General features: G+C 37.4%; 21 protein-coding genes. 12 read left to right on the top strand and 9 right to left on the bottom strand.

What is annotated here, in order from left to right:
• Nucleotides 1–70: 70 nt before the first annotated feature.
• Genes H4J70_RS09020 through H4J70_RS09005 form a run of 4 tightly spaced genes read right to left on the bottom strand, consistent with a single transcriptional unit; the run spans nucleotide 71 to nucleotide 3435 of the window.
• Complete coding sequence (locus H4J70_RS09020; RefSeq protein ID WP_182221751.1) at nucleotides 71–1381, bottom strand: ATP-binding protein; 1311 nt, start codon at nucleotides 1379–1381, stop codon at nucleotides 71–73.
• A 3-nt stretch (nucleotides 1382–1384) separates the two neighbouring features.
• Nucleotides 1385–2080, bottom strand: coding sequence for a response regulator transcription factor (locus H4J70_RS09015; protein ID WP_182169277.1), 696 nt, complete (start codon nucleotides 2078–2080; stop codon nucleotides 1385–1387).
• Nucleotides 2081–2111: 31 nt separating this feature from the next.
• Entirely contained in the window at nucleotides 2112–2582 is a 471-nt protein-coding gene (locus H4J70_RS09010; protein ID WP_182213721.1) for a DUF3019 domain-containing protein, read from the bottom strand.
• Nucleotides 2572–3435 (bottom strand): MipA/OmpV family protein, encoded by an 864-nt coding sequence (locus tag H4J70_RS09005; protein ID WP_182213719.1) that lies wholly within the window; start codon nucleotides 3433–3435, stop codon nucleotides 2572–2574. The genes H4J70_RS09010 and H4J70_RS09005 overlap by 11 nt, the downstream gene beginning before the upstream one ends.
• Before the next feature lie 492 nt (nucleotides 3436–3927).
• Here H4J70_RS09005 and argR point away from each other — a divergent pair, with 492 nt between their 5' ends.
• The 3 genes from argR (at nucleotide 3928) to H4J70_RS08990 (ending at nucleotide 5407) form a co-directional block, all read left to right on the top strand.
• Entirely contained in the window at nucleotides 3928–4398 is a 471-nt protein-coding gene (gene argR / locus H4J70_RS09000) for a transcriptional regulator ArgR (RefSeq protein WP_070375764.1), read from the top strand.
• A 207-nt stretch (nucleotides 4399–4605) separates the two neighbouring features.
• A complete protein-coding gene (locus H4J70_RS08995) occupies nucleotides 4606–5091 on the top strand; it encodes a hypothetical protein (protein ID WP_182213717.1) in 486 nt (161 codons plus the stop codon).
• A gap of 1 nt (nucleotide 5092) precedes the next feature.
• Entirely contained in the window at nucleotides 5093–5407 is a 315-nt protein-coding gene (locus H4J70_RS08990) for a helix-turn-helix domain-containing protein (RefSeq protein ID WP_182221753.1), read from the top strand.
• Between the two features lie 51 nt (nucleotides 5408–5458).
• Here the strand turns inward: H4J70_RS08990 and H4J70_RS08985 are convergent, their stop codons facing one another.
• Both H4J70_RS08985 and H4J70_RS08980 read right to left on the bottom strand, forming a co-directional pair.
• Nucleotides 5459–6562 (bottom strand): aldose epimerase family protein, encoded by a 1104-nt coding sequence (locus H4J70_RS08985; RefSeq protein ID WP_182250964.1) that lies wholly within the window; start codon nucleotides 6560–6562, stop codon nucleotides 5459–5461.
• Between the two features lie 252 nt (nucleotides 6563–6814).
• Nucleotides 6815–7636: an AraC family transcriptional regulator gene (locus H4J70_RS08980; protein WP_182250963.1), complete on the bottom strand. Its 822-nt coding sequence runs from the start codon at nucleotides 7634–7636 to the stop codon at nucleotides 6815–6817.
• 163 nt (nucleotides 7637–7799) lie between these two features.
• Here H4J70_RS08980 and H4J70_RS08975 point away from each other — a divergent pair, with 163 nt between their 5' ends.
• From H4J70_RS08975 to H4J70_RS08940, 8 genes are read left to right on the top strand one after another with little or no spacing between them, the layout of a single operon-like run.
• Nucleotides 7800–8285, top strand: coding sequence for a YHS domain-containing (seleno)protein (locus H4J70_RS08975; protein ID WP_182250962.1), 486 nt, complete (start codon nucleotides 7800–7802; stop codon nucleotides 8283–8285).
• 24 nt (nucleotides 8286–8309) lie between these two features.
• Nucleotides 8310–8627, top strand: coding sequence for a co-chaperone YbbN (locus H4J70_RS08970; protein WP_182250961.1), 318 nt, complete (start codon nucleotides 8310–8312; stop codon nucleotides 8625–8627).
• Between the two features lie 30 nt (nucleotides 8628–8657).
• Nucleotides 8658–8942 carry a DUF2282 domain-containing protein gene (locus tag H4J70_RS08965; protein ID WP_070375771.1) on the top strand — a complete coding sequence of 95 codons (285 nt, stop codon included), beginning with the start codon at nucleotides 8658–8660 and terminating at the stop codon, nucleotides 8940–8942.
• Nucleotides 8943–8945: 3 nt separating this feature from the next.
• Complete coding sequence (locus tag H4J70_RS08960; protein WP_259368030.1) at nucleotides 8946–9824, top strand: DUF692 domain-containing protein; 879 nt, start codon at nucleotides 8946–8948, stop codon at nucleotides 9822–9824.
• On the top strand, nucleotides 9821–10648 hold the full coding sequence (locus H4J70_RS08955) for a putative DNA-binding domain-containing protein (RefSeq protein WP_182250960.1): 828 nt from the start codon (nucleotides 9821–9823) through the stop codon (nucleotides 10646–10648). Before H4J70_RS08960 ends, H4J70_RS08955 begins: the two co-directional genes overlap by 4 nt.
• 2 nt (nucleotides 10649–10650) lie before the next feature.
• Entirely contained in the window at nucleotides 10651–11133 is a 483-nt protein-coding gene (locus H4J70_RS08950; RefSeq protein WP_070375773.1) for a DoxX family protein, read from the top strand.
• A gap of 54 nt (nucleotides 11134–11187) precedes the next feature.
• Nucleotides 11188–11766: a thioredoxin domain-containing protein gene (locus H4J70_RS08945; RefSeq protein ID WP_182250959.1), complete on the top strand. Its 579-nt coding sequence runs from the start codon at nucleotides 11188–11190 to the stop codon at nucleotides 11764–11766.
• Nucleotides 11767–11824: 58 nt separating this feature from the next.
• Nucleotides 11825–13030: a bifunctional alpha/beta hydrolase/OsmC family protein gene (locus tag H4J70_RS08940; protein WP_182250958.1), complete on the top strand. Its 1206-nt coding sequence runs from the start codon at nucleotides 11825–11827 to the stop codon at nucleotides 13028–13030.
• A 95-nt stretch (nucleotides 13031–13125) separates the two neighbouring features.
• Here H4J70_RS08940 and H4J70_RS08935 read toward each other — a convergent pair whose 3' ends face one another.
• Nucleotides 13126–14103, bottom strand: coding sequence for a C1 family peptidase (locus H4J70_RS08935; RefSeq protein WP_182250957.1), 978 nt, complete (start codon nucleotides 14101–14103; stop codon nucleotides 13126–13128).
• 174 nt (nucleotides 14104–14277) lie between these two features.
• Between H4J70_RS08935 and H4J70_RS08930 the strand changes: the two genes are divergently transcribed.
• Complete coding sequence (locus tag H4J70_RS08930) at nucleotides 14278–16233, top strand: RiPP maturation radical SAM C-methyltransferase (RefSeq protein WP_182250956.1); 1956 nt, start codon at nucleotides 14278–14280, stop codon at nucleotides 16231–16233.
• 88 nt (nucleotides 16234–16321) lie between these two features.
• On the opposite strand, the gene H4J70_RS08925 is transcribed toward H4J70_RS08930, so the two are convergent.
• Together H4J70_RS08925 and H4J70_RS08920 are read right to left on the bottom strand one after the other, a co-directional pair.
• Nucleotides 16322–17023: an iron-containing redox enzyme family protein gene (locus tag H4J70_RS08925; protein ID WP_182221761.1), complete on the bottom strand. Its 702-nt coding sequence runs from the start codon at nucleotides 17021–17023 to the stop codon at nucleotides 16322–16324.
• Nucleotides 17023–17205 carry a hypothetical protein gene (locus H4J70_RS08920; protein WP_182213698.1) on the bottom strand — a complete coding sequence of 61 codons (183 nt, stop codon included), beginning with the start codon at nucleotides 17203–17205 and terminating at the stop codon, nucleotides 17023–17025. The genes H4J70_RS08925 and H4J70_RS08920 overlap by 1 nt, the downstream gene beginning before the upstream one ends.
• Nucleotides 17206–17233: the final 28 nt, after the last annotated feature.

Raw genomic sequence — 17233 nt, 5'->3', positions numbered from 1 at the left:
TAACGATAATAGCACACTTATCTTATTATCATCACAAGTTGTCTTGGTAGCAAACTATTGTAAATGTTTATTATTTTTCAATTTGACTCTGCGCTGGAAAGAGTAAAATAAATCGTGCACCTGATAAATGAAGACCTGCAATGACTTTAATGGTGCCTTGATGCCAGTCCATCACTTTAGCGCTAATAGCAAGCCCTAAACCAAAGTGTCCTTGCTCTCGTGAACGTGAACTATCAAGTTTTATAAAAGGTGAAAAAATGACGTCTCGTTTATCTTTTGGAATACCCTTTCCGTCATCTTCTACCGCAATGAAAAACCCTTGCTGGGTTAGCTCTACCGATAATATGACTTGTGAATTGGCATGCTGAATAGCATTACTCACTAAGTTTAATGCGGCGCGATAACACCAATGAAAGTCTAAAGAATAGAATTTCTCTATGTTTAATGACTTGCAAGTTAATTTAATATTATGTTGTTCTGCTAATGATTGACAGTCGCTGGTCACCAGTTCAATGAGATTATTGACATCAATTAATTCGGTATTTAAATGAAAGCTTTGTCGTTCCATACCCGCATAGTCAAGAAAAGCAGTTGTCATATCTTCCATGCGGGTCAATTCGTTTTCCATACGCAAAAGATAGTTGTTTTTTTTGTTTAAATCATCACAGTCTAATGCGGCTTCAACGCCAAATCGCAGGCATGACATAGGTGTGCGAATATCATGGGAAATACTGCGGGCAAGAATTTTATTGTCAGCAACCAATTTCTCTATGCGCGCCGCCATATTATTAAAGCTGCTTTCTAAGGTATTTATATAAGATAAACGGTTATAAGGAACACGTATTGATAGATCGCCAGCGCCAATTTTAGCAGCGGCAAATGTCAGTAAATAAAGGCGACGAGTTAATGGCAACAGCCAGAGCAGTAAAATACCACAAATGCCTAGATAGAGGATCAAGGTGAAAAGTAGATTTTCTTGTTCATTTTCTGGCACCATCGGTGGTAATTGTAAATGTATCAGCGTTTGTGGATACAAGGATATCTTTCTTAATAAATAAGCATCATCTTGAGAAGCGAGTAATAAACCACCTGATTCTGAGAGTTGTGCCAGTAAAGAGGGTGGCAGAGCAATGTTATCGGTACTTTCAAGTGAAACATTGACTTTAAAGTTCTTTGCTAATTGATTGGTTTTTTCTAATAATTCATCAGCTTTTATGCTTGATAACTGTTGCTCAAAACCATCAATGAGTTTCTGGTAAACCACTAACTCTGTATTTTCATGTTCATTACCTTGTTTAGCGACCAGTTTATCTAGTCCCCAACTTATAATGAATAATGCCCCCAACACGGCAACTACCATACTGATATACAAGCGTTTCATTTTTTATTCAGCCCACGCATCGGCCACAAATAAATAGCCTTTACCCCAAACAGTTTTAAATTTTTGTGGTTTTTGTGGATCGTCTTTAAATATTTTCCGTAGTGTTGAAAGCATCACATCAAAACGGCGATCTTGTCCGTCATATTCGCGACTTTTTAACGCTTTAAATACGGTGTCTCTGTCAACAACTTCGCCAGCATGGCTAGCAAGAAAAGTTAAAAAGGCAAATAAACTGGTCGATAATTCCACCTCTTCATTTTTATAGGTGACTCGCTTAGCTTCACCATTAATAATGAGTGAACCGAAGGTTATTATTTGCGTAGATGATTCGGTTGGAGCGCTATGCTTAAGCGCACCCGTTATTCTCGCTAGTAGGGCACGTGGACGAACAGGTTTTATTACGTAGTCATTAGCGCCGGCCTCTAAGCCTATAACTTCATCAAACTCATCCGCTCTAGCGGTGAGCATTATTATCGGTAACTGACTTTCCTGGCGAATCAATCGGCATACTTCAATACCATTCAAGCCAGGTAACATAATATCGAGCAATACCAATTGTGGTTGAAATTTTGCCATGGCGGCCATGACTAAGTCACCACGAGCGACATGATCAACAATAAAGTTTTGTTCGCGAAGATACTCACAAACCCAATCAGCTAAGGTTAAATCATCTTCTACTAATAAGATTCGACTGGTCATTTTTTTATCCTTATTACATCTGACGTTAGCATTAAAATATACGCCAGCGACGTTTTCTTGGGGTTGCTTCGTGCACCCAGCTTACTTCTACTGCGGTTTCTGCAATAACTTGCTTGTCTTTAGAGGACATCAGCTGGAATTCAATTTTCTTATTTGATTCAAAATTAAAAATAATTTCGTTGCCATTGCTACTTTTCCAGCATTTTATGTTTTGCTGAACTGTTCGTGCTGTTTTTTCTTGTTTAATCAATAGACAATAATCTTGCTTAATATCGCTAGTCCAATTTATTTTTACGTTAGCGTAGCAGGTTCTACCATATCGCAAAGCAATACAGTTAGCTGGCTGTGCTGAAAAGCTTACGTGATTTTCTGGCGATTTTTCCAGCTGTTGATCTTGTTTCTCCTGCGTTATTTCTGCGGCGACACTAGACGTCAAACCCGCGAATAAACAGCTTAATAATAACCACTTTTTAGCATGTCCTTTGCTAAATTTAAAAGACATAAAGTACCCCTAACATCACTTGTGTTAAGTGTTGCTGGCCAATCAGAGGGCTGTCATTATAAGAAGCAGAATAATAACTTTGAGTTACACCGCCATTAAACGACCACTTTTGAGATATAGGGTAGCGAGCAAATACTTCTAATTGTGCTTTATAACTGCTACCGGGTTTATAAAAAGAACGCATATCTGAAACTTCATTTTTATTAACACCGACAAAGTAATCAGTCACTTGTGCTGAATAGTGGGTAAGACCTGCGCCAAGATAAATGTCCCAATTTCTATAGGGAAGCAACTTGCTATAAAAGATATCAGCCACCCAGCCATCGGTGATAAGTGCGGCGACATCGACCGATAAAATAGCATCGTCATAAAAGTGGGAATAACGAAAGCCTAACCCTTCACCCGAGTCTCTTTCTTGTAAACCGAGTAAGGTGGCGATACCAGAGTCGCTATTTTTTATTAATTCTTTAGGCTGATAACCCTGTACATAAGTTTTGGTGATAATATCGAGTTCCCAATTGTCTTCAACAATGAGTTCGTAGCCTATTTCACCTCCTAGCGTGACAGCATCAGAGCGACGATGATTTGATTGGATAAAAAAACCTTTGTAATAAACATCAAGTAACAGTGAAATATTAAGGTAATCTTCAAATTCTGATGGCTCAACCCCCATTAATTGACTCTGTTGGTAAATACCTGAGATCCCACCCATAGCTTGCCAGCTGAATGTTTTATCAAAGACCGTAGTTTCATTTTCATGTTGTGGATCAGCAGCTAAAGCGGGTACTGATATAAATGTCAGTAATAAAAAAAAAAGTTGATAGGTACTTTTTATTAAGTTTTTACTCAACATAATTTACAGCCTATTAAGCGATCTGTCTTTGGAAGATGATTGTTCATGATTCTTCGATAAATTCTTATTATTTTTTATATAACTAAATGTTAACAAATGTAAGCAAATTTTGTCAGACATATGCGTTTGAAAAATGTTTAAAAATTGTAAGCAAGTAAATATGTATAACTATCGAGTAAAGTAAAATTGCTGCTTAGCGTCTCAGCAGTAAATCAAAAGCAACGAAGGGTAAATCCGTATACTAATGGAATGAAAGAACGGTACATCCTCGCGCAGAACTGTCATAAAAGTCTTTATATTCAGATGTTTATTACCCACTTTTTACTTTTTTTTGTTTTAGGCTAAGGCTTTATTTATGTAGCCTTGTATCCTAAGGTGTTATTTCTTTAGTGAAAATACAAAGTTAACACTACTTTTTATAAATTTGTCTAGGTGAATATAGTGTTAATCGCTTAAAATAAAAAATAATATAACCACTGTACCAGCGAAGATATGATTTCTAGCCGTAAAAAAAATGAAGCAGAATTAGTTTTAGCATTCAAATCCTTATTAAAAGATCAATGCTACGGTTCACAAAGTCAGCTCGCTGAAGCTTTAGATAAGCAAGGTTTTAAAAACATGTCACAAGCGAAAATATCTCGTTTGTTGTCAAAACTTGGCGCAGTTAAAATGCGTAACGCCAATACTGAAGTTGTTTATATTTTACCTGATGAGCTTGCAGTACCTAAATCAAAGCAATCTATTCAGTCAGTTGTGGTCAGTGTTAAGCATAATAATATGCAAATAATTTTGAAAACCGGTATTGGTGGTGCGCCATTGATTTCGAGAATGCTAGACAGTTTAGGTGAACCCGCCGGAATTTTAGGCACATTAGCTGGCGATGATACTATCTTTATTGCCCCGATAGATATTAATAGAATCGATGAAATCACCCAACAAATTAAAGATTTATTAGATGTATAGTTAACTAGGTTGACTTAGCATAAAAGAGGGCAACAATTATGTTGCCCTCTTTTATTTTGTGTTGTTTAATATTTTCAATACGTTAGTTTATGTGACACTGATGTTGTCATATGACATTTAGGGGTACTGTCACCTCAATGACGCAGACGTTATTACCGAAAAAAGTTTTACTGGCCTCACACCAATAAGACTAACTAAGGCAACATCATGGAAAATAATGCAGAAAACACGACAAAGAAAAACTCAGAAAAAAATATACCACCGAATATGACAACGGCTAAACGAGATTTGGAAGGTACGATAAGTTTTCGCAAGGGTTTCAACTATAGCTTTATTGAAGGTGACCATACGGTTTACTTAAATTGCTCAGCGGTTAATGGTAAAGAGCGACTTTATGTTGATGATGTATTAGTCTCTGGAAAATGGTCGTTTAGACGTAAATCAATTCATTATTTTTCTATTGGTGGAGACTCTTATGAAGTTGAATTACATGTTGTTAATATGTTTACCGGTGAAACTCACTGTACGTTAATCAAAAATGATGTCCATGTAAAAACACTTAAAAAAGCACTAAAGAAAAGTCTTCAACTCAGTAAAGATAAACTCTGGTGGTTCATCCCAAGTTGCTTTGTAGCCGGTGCACTTTGTGGTTTTTTAGCCGTTAACGTTTTATTTATGTTGTTTGGTGAATAAGATGGATGTTAATGCCAAAAAAATTAAAGAGCTTCGCACGGCCAATGGCTGGACCCAACAACATTTAGCTGATGCCTGCGCTATTAGCTTAAGAACGGTGCAACGCGTAGAACGTTACGGTAATGCTTCTCAAGATACCGTACTTGGACTCGCGTCGGTTTTTGAAATAGCACAAACTGAGATAGTTTTACTTGAAGCGCTTGATGAAGCGTTTTCAGATGAAGAAGACAATAGTTTTAACCCAAATATGCAAATATTATTTGCGGCGTTATTTGGCGCAATGGCTGGTGCACTCATCATGTTTTTTGTTAAGTAATTACCAGCAGATAAAAAGGATCACCGATCCTTTTTATCTGTGATCTTCATTTTAAAGACAAGAAAAAATCCAGCGAGTCTTACTATAAAAATCTGCTTCAGGGGTCAATAGTACATTGTCGATAGAGCAGCCCTTGTGAAAACTATTAGCGCGTTGGGTTTCTAAACAAAGTGCAGCGCGTGACTGGTAACGGCAATGGTCTTTACCTATTTGGCTACCGTCAATATAATTGGCGGTATATAAAATTAAGCTAGGTTGGTCTGAATAAATACTTAGGCAACGGCCAGAGGATTTTTCGACAGCTTGTGCTGCAAGCACTTCTCCCCCTAAAGACTCTTTATTTAAAAGCCAATAATTGTCATAACCCAAGCCAATTTTTATTTGTTCATCTTCACCGTTAATTTCATCTCCCAAAGTGCGTAGGTCTGCAGCGTTGGTAAAATCATGAACCGTTCCAGCAACGGGGCTTTTTTCACCTGTCGGATAGACACGTTCACACATAGGTAAAAAATGGTTAGCATTAATATAAACTTGATGATCTAAAATATTACCACTGTCATGGCCAGCCAAGTTGAAATAACTGTGTTGCGTTAAATTGACTATAGTAGTTTTATCGGTGTGGGCAAAATATTCAAGGGTGAATTGGTTATCGTCATCTAAAGTATAAATTACTTTAAAAGTAACGGTGCCGGGAAAACCTTCTTCGCCATCGGGGCTAGTATAAGTGAGCACTACACTTGCCGAGCTGTTATTTTGAAATGTATTGGCTTGCCATAATTGCTTGTTAAGGGCTTTTTTTCCTCCATGAAGTTGGCTGTCAGGAGCATTTAAGGTCAGCTGAAAAGTTTCATCAGCAATACTGAAAGTCCCTTGCTCAATTCTACCGGCGTAGCGACCAATAATGGCACCTAGATAATAAGGGTCGTGTTCGTAGCTTTCAATGTTATCGTAACCTAAAACGATATCAGCAAAAATACCTTTGCTATCTTGGGTGTTAATGGCGGTGATTATGCCGCCAAAGTTAGTGATACTGATCTGAGTCCCACGGTTGTTTTGCAGGGTAAAAAGTTGTGTCGATTCACCACTTGATAATTGACCGAAATCAGCGCTTGTTAGTCGCCTAACGTTACTTTTATTGACTAAATGTTCTTTCACCAAAAATCTCCCTGCATATACCGCTATATTCTCATCAATAGATCATATTGAAGCTAAGTGTTTAAGCAAATAAAAATTGTAATGTTTTTAGTTCGCGGTTTGGCGGTTAAATAAAAATATATCAGTATTGCATAAATTTTTATTTATAATTTATTTTTCAATAGCTGGTTTTATTATTAAAGATAACTTCATTAATAGCAGCCAATTTTGGCTGCGTTGAAAAGGTAAGTCATGTCACATAGTCAAATTAAGTTAGCGTGTTTGTTCAAGCCACTGCTTTGGGGATATTCCCAATTTTTTTCTAAACACCCGTGCTAATGCCGAGCCATTTTCATAACCAACTGCATTAGCCACTAATGCCACAGATTTATCTTGTTTTAATAAGCCTTTAGCCACAACAATACGCCAATCAATTAAATAATCTCCAGGGCTTTGACCAACAGTACATTTAAAAATATCTGCAAATTTTGAACGGGACATCATTGCAAGCTCAGACATTTCTTCTAAGCTCCACTGATGCTGTGGCGCATCATGAACAGCTAATAATACCTTGGAGACTTGAGGGTGGGCTAATCCTGCGAGTAATCCGTGCTGCATAATATTGTTATCGAGTACATGGCGAAGTACATGAATAAGAAAGATATTGGTTAACGAATTAATCATAGGAAGTCGTCCACATCGTTCGTGAAACGCTTCTTCGAATAACCAATCTGCAGTTTGTTTCAGTTTTTCGTCTTCGCCAAGTGTAAAGGACATTCTCGTAGGCAAAGCATTAGCAATGGGATTAGAGGAGCTTTCGTTATAGATGATGTTAGCGCAAACTAATTCAGGAGGATTATGCTCACTACCAATAATACGATGAGCATGAGGTGTTGGGAAAAATAACACGGTCGGTTCATTAATTAATTGAGGTTTACCCCGCTCATCAATCAGCGTTAACTCTCCACTGCGAAGTAAGTGCAAGTGTCCCTGATTTTGCTCGCGATTAAAATTACTAATACCACATAAATTTCCGGTAAAGAAAACCTCAGTATTCATCGAAAAGCGTTGCAAGATGACTGAAAGTTGATCCATTTTATCTCTCTTTATACCTATTCTGGACGATAGGGTTCAAAGTTAGGACTATCTCATTCCTTTTAGGTAATTGAAAGGCCTATATTATCAACCAAGGAAACATCCTTATTAATAAACAAACTTTGAACATGACAGAGTAAAAATTAATTACTGGAGCAACAAAATGAAAATTTCAACATTGATAAAATCTACCTTTGCGACTTCTGCCTTATTAGTTAGCAGTTTAAGTTTTGCAGCGAATATTGAAGTAAATGCCAATGGCAATGATTTAGCGATTAAAGGCTATGATGCGGTATCTTATTTTACTAAAGGCTCACCAACGAAAGGCTCAGATCAATTCACTGCAGCTTACAACGGCGCTATTTACCAGTTTTCTACGGCAGATAACCGTGACCTTTTTAAATCTGAGCCAAGTAAATATGCACCACAGTACGGTGGTTTCTGTGCCTTTGGCGTTACGATGAATAAAAAATTTGATACCGATCCGATGGCCTGGCATATCCGTGGTGACAAATTATATTTAAACCTCAATAAAGACGTGCAAAAAAAATGGGTAACAGATATTCCGGGTTATATTGAAACCGCTCAGACTAATTGGACCGATATTAAAGGGTTAACAGAAGCGCAAATTGAAAAAATTTACGACTAATACTCACCCATTAGGTAAGGCTTGATGATGAAAAAACTAACATTAGATGACTCAATTGATGATTTATTATCTCAGCATCAATATTCACTGTTATATTTTACTGCTTCATGGTGTGGACCTTGTAAAACAATGTCTCCTATTGTTGAAGGAGCCTCTGATCTGATGAAGAATAGATTTAACACGATTAAAATTGATGTCGATAGTATGGCAAGTGTAGCTGCTGATTATGGTATACGTAGTGTACCCACGCTGATGTTGGTGAATGATAGTGTGATTATTGACCAACGTGTAGGTGGCTTACCACAACAACAATTAATACAATGGTTAGAGCAACAGACCTAGTTGCTCATTTAAACAATAGTAGGATAAATGATGAATAATAAATTATTAGTAAGTGCAGCACTAGCTGCAGTAATTTCGACAGGTATTGTTGCACCAGCAGAAGCAGCAGATAAGAAAGAAAAATGTTATGGCGTAGCAAAAGCGGCACAAAACGATTGTGCAAATTTAGCGGGTACCCATTCATGTGCCGGTCAGTCAAAGGTTGATAACGATAAAGGTGAATGGAAGCTAGTAACTAAAGGTACTTGCTCAACACTTGGCGGACTATCAAAAGCAGATGCTAAAAAACTTTATAAAGCAACGAAAGGCGCTTAAATAATGAGTATGTCGGTATTAAACAGTAATGTAATGATAGGCGTTGGTCTAAGGCACCCTCATTTTACCGACATACTAACTCAGCCTAAACAGGTTGATTTTATTGAAGTACATTCGGAGAACTTTTTTGGTCAAGGCGGCGCTGCGTTATCTGTACTTAAACAAGTTAGAGAGAAATACCCAGTCAGTTTGCATTCAACGTCAATGGGGCTTGGCTCTGTACAGAATATTCCGCAGCATTACTTGGATCGTTTGAAAAAATTAACGGAAAATATTGACCCATTTCTTATGTCTGAACATGCCTGTTTTACTTGGGGACAGCAACAAGGGCAAGTTATTCACAGTGGTGATCTGTTACCGATTGCCCATACTCAGCAGACGTTAGCCTCGATGTGTGAACAAGTTGAAAAAGTACAAGATTTTTTAGGGCGAGAACTTATCATTGAAAATGTTTCTGCTTATATAAAGTTTGATGAAAGCCATCTTTCAGAGGCTGAATTTTTAACACAGCTCTATCAACGTACGGGGGCAAAAATATTATTAGATATTAATAATATTGCCGTTAATAGTGTAAATTTTGATAACGGCGATATTCAGCAATCTATAGCTGATTATATTAATGAATTACCCGTGGCGAGTGTGGCACAAATTCACTTAGCCGGTTGTAGCATACCTTTGGTGGGAGAGTTAACCATTGATGATCATGCTTGCCCCGTTTCTGATGAAGTTTGGTTAGGCTATAAAAAAGCGCTAACCCGTTTTGGGGCACTGCCAACACTCATTGAATGGGACAGCGATTTGCCCGAGTGGTCAGTACTGGTTGCTGAAGCTAAAAAAGCGCGTGATATTGCCCATGCGGTATTAGTGAGAAAGAGCACATGAGTGAACAACCTGAAACTGAGCTAAGCATTAATGAACCAGGTAGAAAGGAACCCAATAAAAGTCTCCAGCAAACATTGCTAGACGTTATTTGGAATGAAGGTTCAACCGTTTTAGAACAATGTGGTTTTGACGCTAAAGGTATTACTGTTTATCGACGAAACCTACTGGCTAACGCTCAACGAGCATTGACGATTAGTTTTCCAACAGTATTTGAATTGTTAGATAGTGATATTGGCGAAGACCTAGTTTATCAATTTTTAAGGAGATCGCCACCAGACCAAGGTGACTGGGCTCTATGGGGAGAAAATTTTTCTCACTTTTTAGAAACAACAAAAATAGCTATGATTTATCCTTATATTTCTGATTGTTCTGCTCTAGATTGGCACATTCATTGTGCATTAAATGGTCGTGATCAGACCTTGGTACAAACGTCATTGCAAGTGCTTGGTGAAAGTGAACCTAAGGATATTTTTATTGAATTTAATCAGAATGTGCGCGTGTTGAAAACAGCATTTCCATTAGAAGATATTTTTTATGCACACCATCATGAAGATGAACTTCAACGAAAAATGGCAATGAATAATGCAAGGCAAGCACTATCAGTAAAACCTTTAGAACAATTTGTGATGGTTTACCGTCCTGAATATCAGCCAAAAGTAACAACATTAACTATAAATGAAGGTCTTTTTATCAATGACTTACTGGCTGGTAAATCATTAGAACAAGCCCTTAATGCAGTAAATCATGACAACGAATTTTCATTTGAACAATGGCTGATTAGTGCTATTGAACGTAACTTAATTTATTATTTTAAAGAGAAATAACCATGGATACTTTACAAAATCTATTCTTACAAACCAGCCTTTTTTATCGTAATGTTGCCAGTAAAATTAGTATGTTAGAACCCGTCGCATTGTTAGCTGCGCGTTTTTATGTTGCTTGGGCCTTTTTTGCCTCTGGACTAACGAAGCTCAGAGATTGGGAGAGTACACTGATGTTATTTGAATATGAATATCAAGTACCTGTATTACCGTTTGAATTAGCCGCTTATTTAGGTACAGGTGCAGAAATTATTTTACCCTTGTTATTAATGGCTGGATTAGCGAGTCGATTTTCTGCTTTAGGTTTGTTTTTTGTTAATATTGTTGCTGTGATAAGTTTAGAAGATATTGCGCCAGTCGCCTATGCTGAACATGTATTATGGGGAGTATTACTCGCATTGGTTGTTATCTTTAATGGTGGGCGCTTTGCATTAGACCGACTTGTTGAAAAACAGTTATTCAATGGCAAAGTTTCAACAGTCTCATAGGTAATTTATTTAGCTATAATCATCAATGATAAGTAATACAGGGAAATATTTGTAATGACTATACCTATTCCTCATCGCCCGAGCGGTTTCCTTCTTGGTGATGCAGCGGCACTTATTACTCTTGATGCTTTTATTGATATTCAATGCCCACATTCTCGCACTATCTGGCCAACGTTACTGGCAGTGTCTAAACATTATAAAGATAAGCCTGTCAGTCTTAGAGTGCATTTAATCACCCTAAGCAATCACCGACAGGCTTGGGATATGAGTTTAGGGCTATTTGCGTTAGCACAGGGTGACGCCAGTAAATTTTATGATTTCACAACATTTATATTTGAACGACAAGCACAATTTTGTAATGATAAGTTTTTACATAAGTCTCACTATGATTTAATTCAATTGATAGCCGATTTTTCTGAAGAGCATGCCAGTGTAGACCGCGAAAAATTTATTAACAGCATGAATAATAACGATACTTACATCCAGGCTCGTACTCCTATTCGTTATGCTGCCACCAAGGCTGTATGGGCAACACCAACATTATTTATAAATAATGCTGGTAAAGTACCGTTAGATCACCAATCAAGGTTAACCGACTGGCAAGCGGTTATCGACCCACTGTTGCTTACTTAACGTCATCTACGTATAGCACGTAAGTTAACGTCGTTAATTAACACACCGGAGAGAACCGATGAGAAAAAAAGTAGAATTTCCTAGCCAAGGTCAATATCTAGCAGGTTTGTTAGAAACACCTGATCAAAAAACTCGAGCCTATGTACTTTTTGCCCACTGTTTTACTTGTGGTAAAGATATAGCGGCAGCATCGCGTATCAGTCGATTTTTGGTGCAACATGGTTTTGCCGTTTTTCGTTTTGACTTCACTGGCTTAGGAAATAGTGACGGTGATTTTGCCAATACTAATTTTTCATCCAATACTGAAGATTTACTGTCAGCCGCTCACTTCCTTGAAAAAAATTATCAAGCTCCTCAACTTTTAATAGGTCATAGTCTTGGTGGCGCGGCTGTTTTAGCTATGGCTTCACAACTTCCAAAAGTTAAAGCCGTAGTAACGATTGGTGCCCCATATGAGGTAAGCCATGTTATACATAACTTTGATGCACACCTTGATAAAATTGAACAAAGCGGTTCGGCGAAAGTGAGTTTAGGTTCTCGTGAATTTACAATTAAGAAGCAATTTTTGGATGATTTACGTAATCAAACGACAGAACATATACAACACTTGAATAAAGCTTTATTGGTCTTACATTCTCCGATTGACTTAACCGTAGATATCGCAGATGCAGAGAAAATCTACAAAGCGGCAAAACACCCTAAAAGTTTTGTTAGCCTAGATACCGCTGATCACCTTTTATCCAAATCAATTGATAGTGAATATGTTGCTCAAACAATTTCAGGGTGGGCGAGTCGTTATCTTCCCGCGCCTGAAATCTCGACTGTTAACATTACAAAGGGACATGTTTTGGTTGCTGAGCTTGATCACAAATTTCAGCAGGAAGTTTTTAGTGATAGCCATCACTGGTATGCGGATGAACCGACTCAGTCAGGCGGGAAGAATTCAGGTCCAGATCCCTATGAACATTTACTTGCTGCTCTAGGTACTTGCACGGCAATGACCATCCGTATGTATGCCGACCACAAAAAAATTCCGCTTCAGCACGTTGAAGTTTCTTTATCCCACGAGCGTAATTATTTAAATGATGCAGACAAAGCGTCAGAGCATGATGAAAAGAGAGAATCATTACTTCGCAAAGTTCAGTTGTTTGGGCCGTTAAGTGATAATGAAAAAAAACGATTAATGGAAATAGCTGACCGTTGTCCTGTGCATCGAACATTGCACAATAATCCGCAAATATTAACGGTATTGATTGATGGTTAGGCTAATGTATCTAAGTTCATGTACCTAAGTTTATCTACCTAAGATTAATGCCATTAAATGGTCACACCGATGACTCATAACTTGTTACCGAGTAATTAGTCATGAGTCAGGCACCAAAAGCTAAAGGTGTTATCTTGTGTCTCTTCAGGCTGACTTATTTGATTGGTGTTATATTTACCAATAAAAAAATCATAAGGTATATAGCAATAGCCTTTGTCGCCAAATTCTTCACCCCATGAATTTCTAACAATAAAGTGCTGCGCGGCATCATTATATCCAACCGCTAGTAAGGCATGACCACCGAGCCTAATTTCATTTTGGGAAGGCATAGTAAAAATACCACTCGCCGGTGTTAAATAAAAACTTCTCGGTACCATCATGCCAAAAATAACAGGAAAGCCTTTCGACAAAGACATTTTTAGGTCTAGCAAACCGTTATCTAGGGTTAATTTGCAATAACGGTTGATTATATGTTTTTTTGCTTGTGTGAGAGCCTGCATAGAGGGGCTTTGTGAAATAGCAGCATGTAATTCGGTTTCATTGTCTTTTAGTGCTTTTGCTATCGCTGCTGTAATTTCTGTAACGCTGCCTGTCCTAATAATATTTTTAATGCTTTTGGGTAATGTTGTTTCAGGATAAGGCCAAGAGACTTCTGAACAAATGCCGTTTTTAAACAAAGATTTAATTCCGTTACGAATAAAAACAGGGGCATTTAAATCAACTTTACCTTCTATTACGCGCTCATTGTAGTAAATGAACATTTGTGAAGCATCGATATTACTGATGTTCTCATTAATAAAAGGCTGATTATCTTTGACTAAATAAAGTTCAGCCGCTACTGCAATAGCACAGGCTGAACATGAATTAAGTAAGCCTTGGTTAATTATCTCAGAGGTAAGACTCTTGCGTAAATCTACCATAGGGAGAATATCTTCAGCCATTTGCTCTTTTAATTTAATTGGGCAAGTTATATGGCTGTACTGGGGCGATTTGTCACCGTGATGCAGACAAAATTGGTGATCACGATGATCATGGATATCAGGTTGTATGGTTCTTTTATGCAAGGCTTCCATGTCTTTTTTAACTTTATAAACAATAACAATGACTAAAGATACAATATTTGTTTTGTTAGGTCGATAAAAGTGTACAAACTTTGTCTCTTTATACAAAAGAGATTAAAGGAAGCGAAAAATAATTTTAGTTGTTAATATATCGTTTAATTAAATTTAATAAGACTTGTCTCTTTCATGCTTTCAACTATCTACTTGATCAATATGCCGTATTCTTCAATTACTCGGCCTTCTCTAGCACTGGGGCTTATTGAAAATTATATTAATAAATATGGTTACCAAGTAGAAACAATATATGGCAATGTTGAATTCTCGACAAAAATTGGCCTTGAACTTTATGATCAAATAGACAACTCTTTTTTTGAACATCTCATTGGCGAATGGACATTTTCTCGTGGTGCTTTTCCGGACAAAAAACGTGATGACGACGGTTTCTTTGGGCTATTCACTGATTTGACCGACATCATAAAACAGCAACTTTTATCCACTAGAAATAAAGCGGAACAATATATTGCTGAATTAGCTGATCGCATCCTAGCAGACTCACCCAAAGTCGTAGCCTGTACTTCTACCTTCCAACAAAATTGTGCCTCTTTGGCGTTACTACGCATGATCAAAGAAAAAAATAGCAATGTAGTAACAATGATGGGAGGGGCAAATTGTGAAAGTATTATGGGGCAAACCATCAGTGAGTCTTTTCCGTGGGTTGATTACGTTTTTTCAGGTGAGTGTGACGACGTTATCGGTAAGTTCATTGATAAGCTGATGCGTAATGAATTTATTGGCACGCATAACTTACCGCATGGTTTTATTTGCCAAAAAAATAATGACTTATTGCTCTCACAAAACAAGGTGTCAACCAAGCCACCACGTGGTTATATTGAAGATATGGCTCAGGTAGGTATCCCCATTTACGACAGTTATTTTAGTACGTTAAATCATTTAGATTTAACGGCAAGTATTCATCCGGGGTTGTTAGCTGAAACCTCGAGAGGATGCTGGTGGGGAGCCAAAAAGCATTGCACCTTTTGTGGCTTAAACGGTGTTAGCATGACGCATCGCTCAAAGTCTTCGTCAGCAGTATTAGCTGAATTTGAGGAGCTTCATCAAAAATACAACATTAATAAATTAGAAATTGTTGATAATATTTTACCGATGGAATACATGAAAACAGTGCTACCTGCATTAAGTAAGGAACAAAAATATAATATTTTTTATGAAACAAAGTCTAACCTGAAAAAAGAGCATGTCGCTCAACTAGCTGATGCTGGGGTAAAATGGATACAACCTGGCTTTGAAAGTTTACACGACGATTTTTTAAAGCTCGTTGCTAAAGGTGCTACAGGTATTCAAAATGTTTCTGCACTTAAATGGAGCTTAAATTTTGGTGTGAGGGTTTCATGGAATTTGTTATGTGGAGCGCCAAATGAAAAAGACCATTGGTATGATGAAATGGCAGAAATACTGCCGCTTATTATGCACTTACAACCACCTTATCATGAACTGATTAAAATACGCTATCCGCGCTTTAGCCCTTATTTTAAAGACCCTAAAAAGTACGGCCTAACGCTTGAACCATTACAAAGTTATCAGTATATTTATCCTTTAACAGAGAATGAACTTGCTAATATCGCCTATTTTTTTGATGAGAAATCAACAAAAGATCAAGCTGTTTTTAGTTTAACTGTTGGTAATGTTCACAATGTAGCGGGTCATAAGTTACTACAAGAGCAAGTTACGCTATGGTCACAGCAGTGGAGTGGTAGCTCAGTACCCTTACTTTATATGAGCGACCAAGGCGAAAATATTGTTGTTATTGACACCCGTAAAGTGGCTACTAACGTTACCCATCAATTATCAGGTTTAACAGCATGTATTTACAGATTATGTGAAGAGCCAGTGTCAAAAAGTCGTTTGATCAGTAAGTTAGCCGAGTTAGCACTCCCTAATGATGACATCAACGTGAATAAAGCATTAGCAATACTGATAAAAAATAAATTGTTGCTATCATTAAGTCACTGTTATTTAGCACTTGCATTAAAAGGGAAAACGCCAAAATTACCCGATGTAAAAGATTATCCTTCAGGATATTTGAATTTAGATAAAGCAGCAAAGGCGGTTGCCATCGAGTGAGTGGATATAAAAAACAGTTACCAAATTATGTGAAAAATAATCAGATAAATACTTTTCTTACCACAAAGAATAATAACGAACCTTGATATTAAGTACTCGTTTTTTGTTGAACGGGTGCTACCCGACAAACATCTTCCATCACTAAAGCGACATAGCGATAAGTCTGAAAAGCACTTAGTTCCATCAATTTATATTGCTCTTGCGTTAATGGTAAAGCGTTTATCGTATCGATAATATCTTGCTTATGATGTGAATCAACTTTGGCATGATGCATTAAACTGTTAAAGCCTGCTGCCGGTAGACCTGAAGTTTCAATTAATGTTTCAACATATTCTACGGTAGGGTGGTTCACCTCTAAACAGGCCAAGTATCCCATAAAGGCAATCGGGTCAGCATGGCGGATCCAGTAATATTGTGAACCAATTAAGGCGGCTAAATTGGTTGAAGGTATTTTATTGATAACAGACTCTCTGGGCACCCCAAGTACTTCTAAGTCTTCTAAGCACCACTCGTCGTGATTAAGCTCTTCAGGAATATGTTGTTCCATGTAAGCAATCAGGGGTTTTGATATAGGGTCTTCAGGTCGTAATTTAGCGCAACGAATAACTTCTTTCATCAACTCTGTAGATGTCGTTGATATTTTATAATTTACGATGGCTTGTTCTATACAAACATCAGGGTAACAAGCAAGTTGAGTAAAAGTACTATTTACAGCCCCTGCTCGCATTTTCATTAACAAAAGGTTTGTATTTAAACGTTGATAATGAGTTAACGTATTCTTTTTTTCCATTAAACAATAACGCCAACAGGCTTATCATTGCCTTTGTTCGCACTTTTATGAATAGACTCTAATTGTGCAACTTCTTCTTTTGATAAACTATCGATGGCTTTTAGATGTTCATCACTTAGCTCTGCTTTGTTCACTACTCCAGCGTCATGTAGATGATCTGCGTTACTTTTATTATTAGACATATTTTTATCCTTAGATTAGAGGTATTAT

This window comes from Colwellia sp. BRX8-9 (assembly GCF_014077245.1).
GTDB lineage: Bacteria > Pseudomonadota > Gammaproteobacteria > Enterobacterales > Alteromonadaceae > Colwellia_A.
This window is presented reverse-complemented; position numbering and strand designations above follow the sequence as displayed.

Coding starts and splice junctions, on each gene's coding strand:
- H4J70_RS09020 (WP_182221751.1), bottom strand. CDS start 1,381: ATGAAACGCTTGTATATCAGTATGGTAGTTGCCGTGTTGGGGGCATTA.
- H4J70_RS09015 (WP_182169277.1), bottom strand. CDS start 2,080: ATGACCAGTCGAATCTTATTAGTAGAAGATGATTTAACCTTAGCTGAT.
- H4J70_RS09010 (WP_182213721.1), bottom strand. CDS start 2,582: ATGTCTTTTAAATTTAGCAAAGGACATGCTAAAAAGTGGTTATTATTA.
- H4J70_RS09005 (WP_182213719.1), bottom strand. CDS start 3,435: ATGTTGAGTAAAAACTTAATAAAAAGTACCTATCAACTTTTTTTTTTA.
- argR (WP_070375764.1), top strand. CDS start 3,928: ATGATTTCTAGCCGTAAAAAAAATGAAGCAGAATTAGTTTTAGCATTC.
- H4J70_RS08995 (WP_182213717.1), top strand. CDS start 4,606: ATGGAAAATAATGCAGAAAACACGACAAAGAAAAACTCAGAAAAAAAT.
- H4J70_RS08990 (WP_182221753.1), top strand. CDS start 5,093: ATGGATGTTAATGCCAAAAAAATTAAAGAGCTTCGCACGGCCAATGGC.
- H4J70_RS08980 (WP_182250963.1), bottom strand. CDS start 7,636: ATGGATCAACTTTCAGTCATCTTGCAACGCTTTTCGATGAATACTGAG.
- H4J70_RS08975 (WP_182250962.1), top strand. CDS start 7,800: ATGAAAATTTCAACATTGATAAAATCTACCTTTGCGACTTCTGCCTTA.
- H4J70_RS08970 (WP_182250961.1), top strand. CDS start 8,310: ATGATGAAAAAACTAACATTAGATGACTCAATTGATGATTTATTATCT.
- H4J70_RS08965 (WP_070375771.1), top strand. CDS start 8,658: ATGAATAATAAATTATTAGTAAGTGCAGCACTAGCTGCAGTAATTTCG.
- H4J70_RS08960 (WP_259368030.1), top strand. CDS start 8,946: ATGAGTATGTCGGTATTAAACAGTAATGTAATGATAGGCGTTGGTCTA.
- H4J70_RS08955 (WP_182250960.1), top strand. CDS start 9,821: ATGAGTGAACAACCTGAAACTGAGCTAAGCATTAATGAACCAGGTAGA.
- H4J70_RS08950 (WP_070375773.1), top strand. CDS start 10,651: ATGGATACTTTACAAAATCTATTCTTACAAACCAGCCTTTTTTATCGT.
- H4J70_RS08945 (WP_182250959.1), top strand. CDS start 11,188: ATGACTATACCTATTCCTCATCGCCCGAGCGGTTTCCTTCTTGGTGAT.
- H4J70_RS08940 (WP_182250958.1), top strand. CDS start 11,825: ATGAGAAAAAAAGTAGAATTTCCTAGCCAAGGTCAATATCTAGCAGGT.
- H4J70_RS08935 (WP_182250957.1), bottom strand. CDS start 14,103: ATGGAAGCCTTGCATAAAAGAACCATACAACCTGATATCCATGATCAT.
- H4J70_RS08930 (WP_182250956.1), top strand. CDS start 14,278: ATGCTTTCAACTATCTACTTGATCAATATGCCGTATTCTTCAATTACT.
- H4J70_RS08925 (WP_182221761.1), bottom strand. CDS start 17,023: ATGGAAAAAAAGAATACGTTAACTCATTATCAACGTTTAAATACAAAC.
- H4J70_RS08920 (WP_182213698.1), bottom strand. CDS start 17,205: ATGTCTAATAATAAAAGTAACGCAGATCATCTACATGACGCTGGAGTA.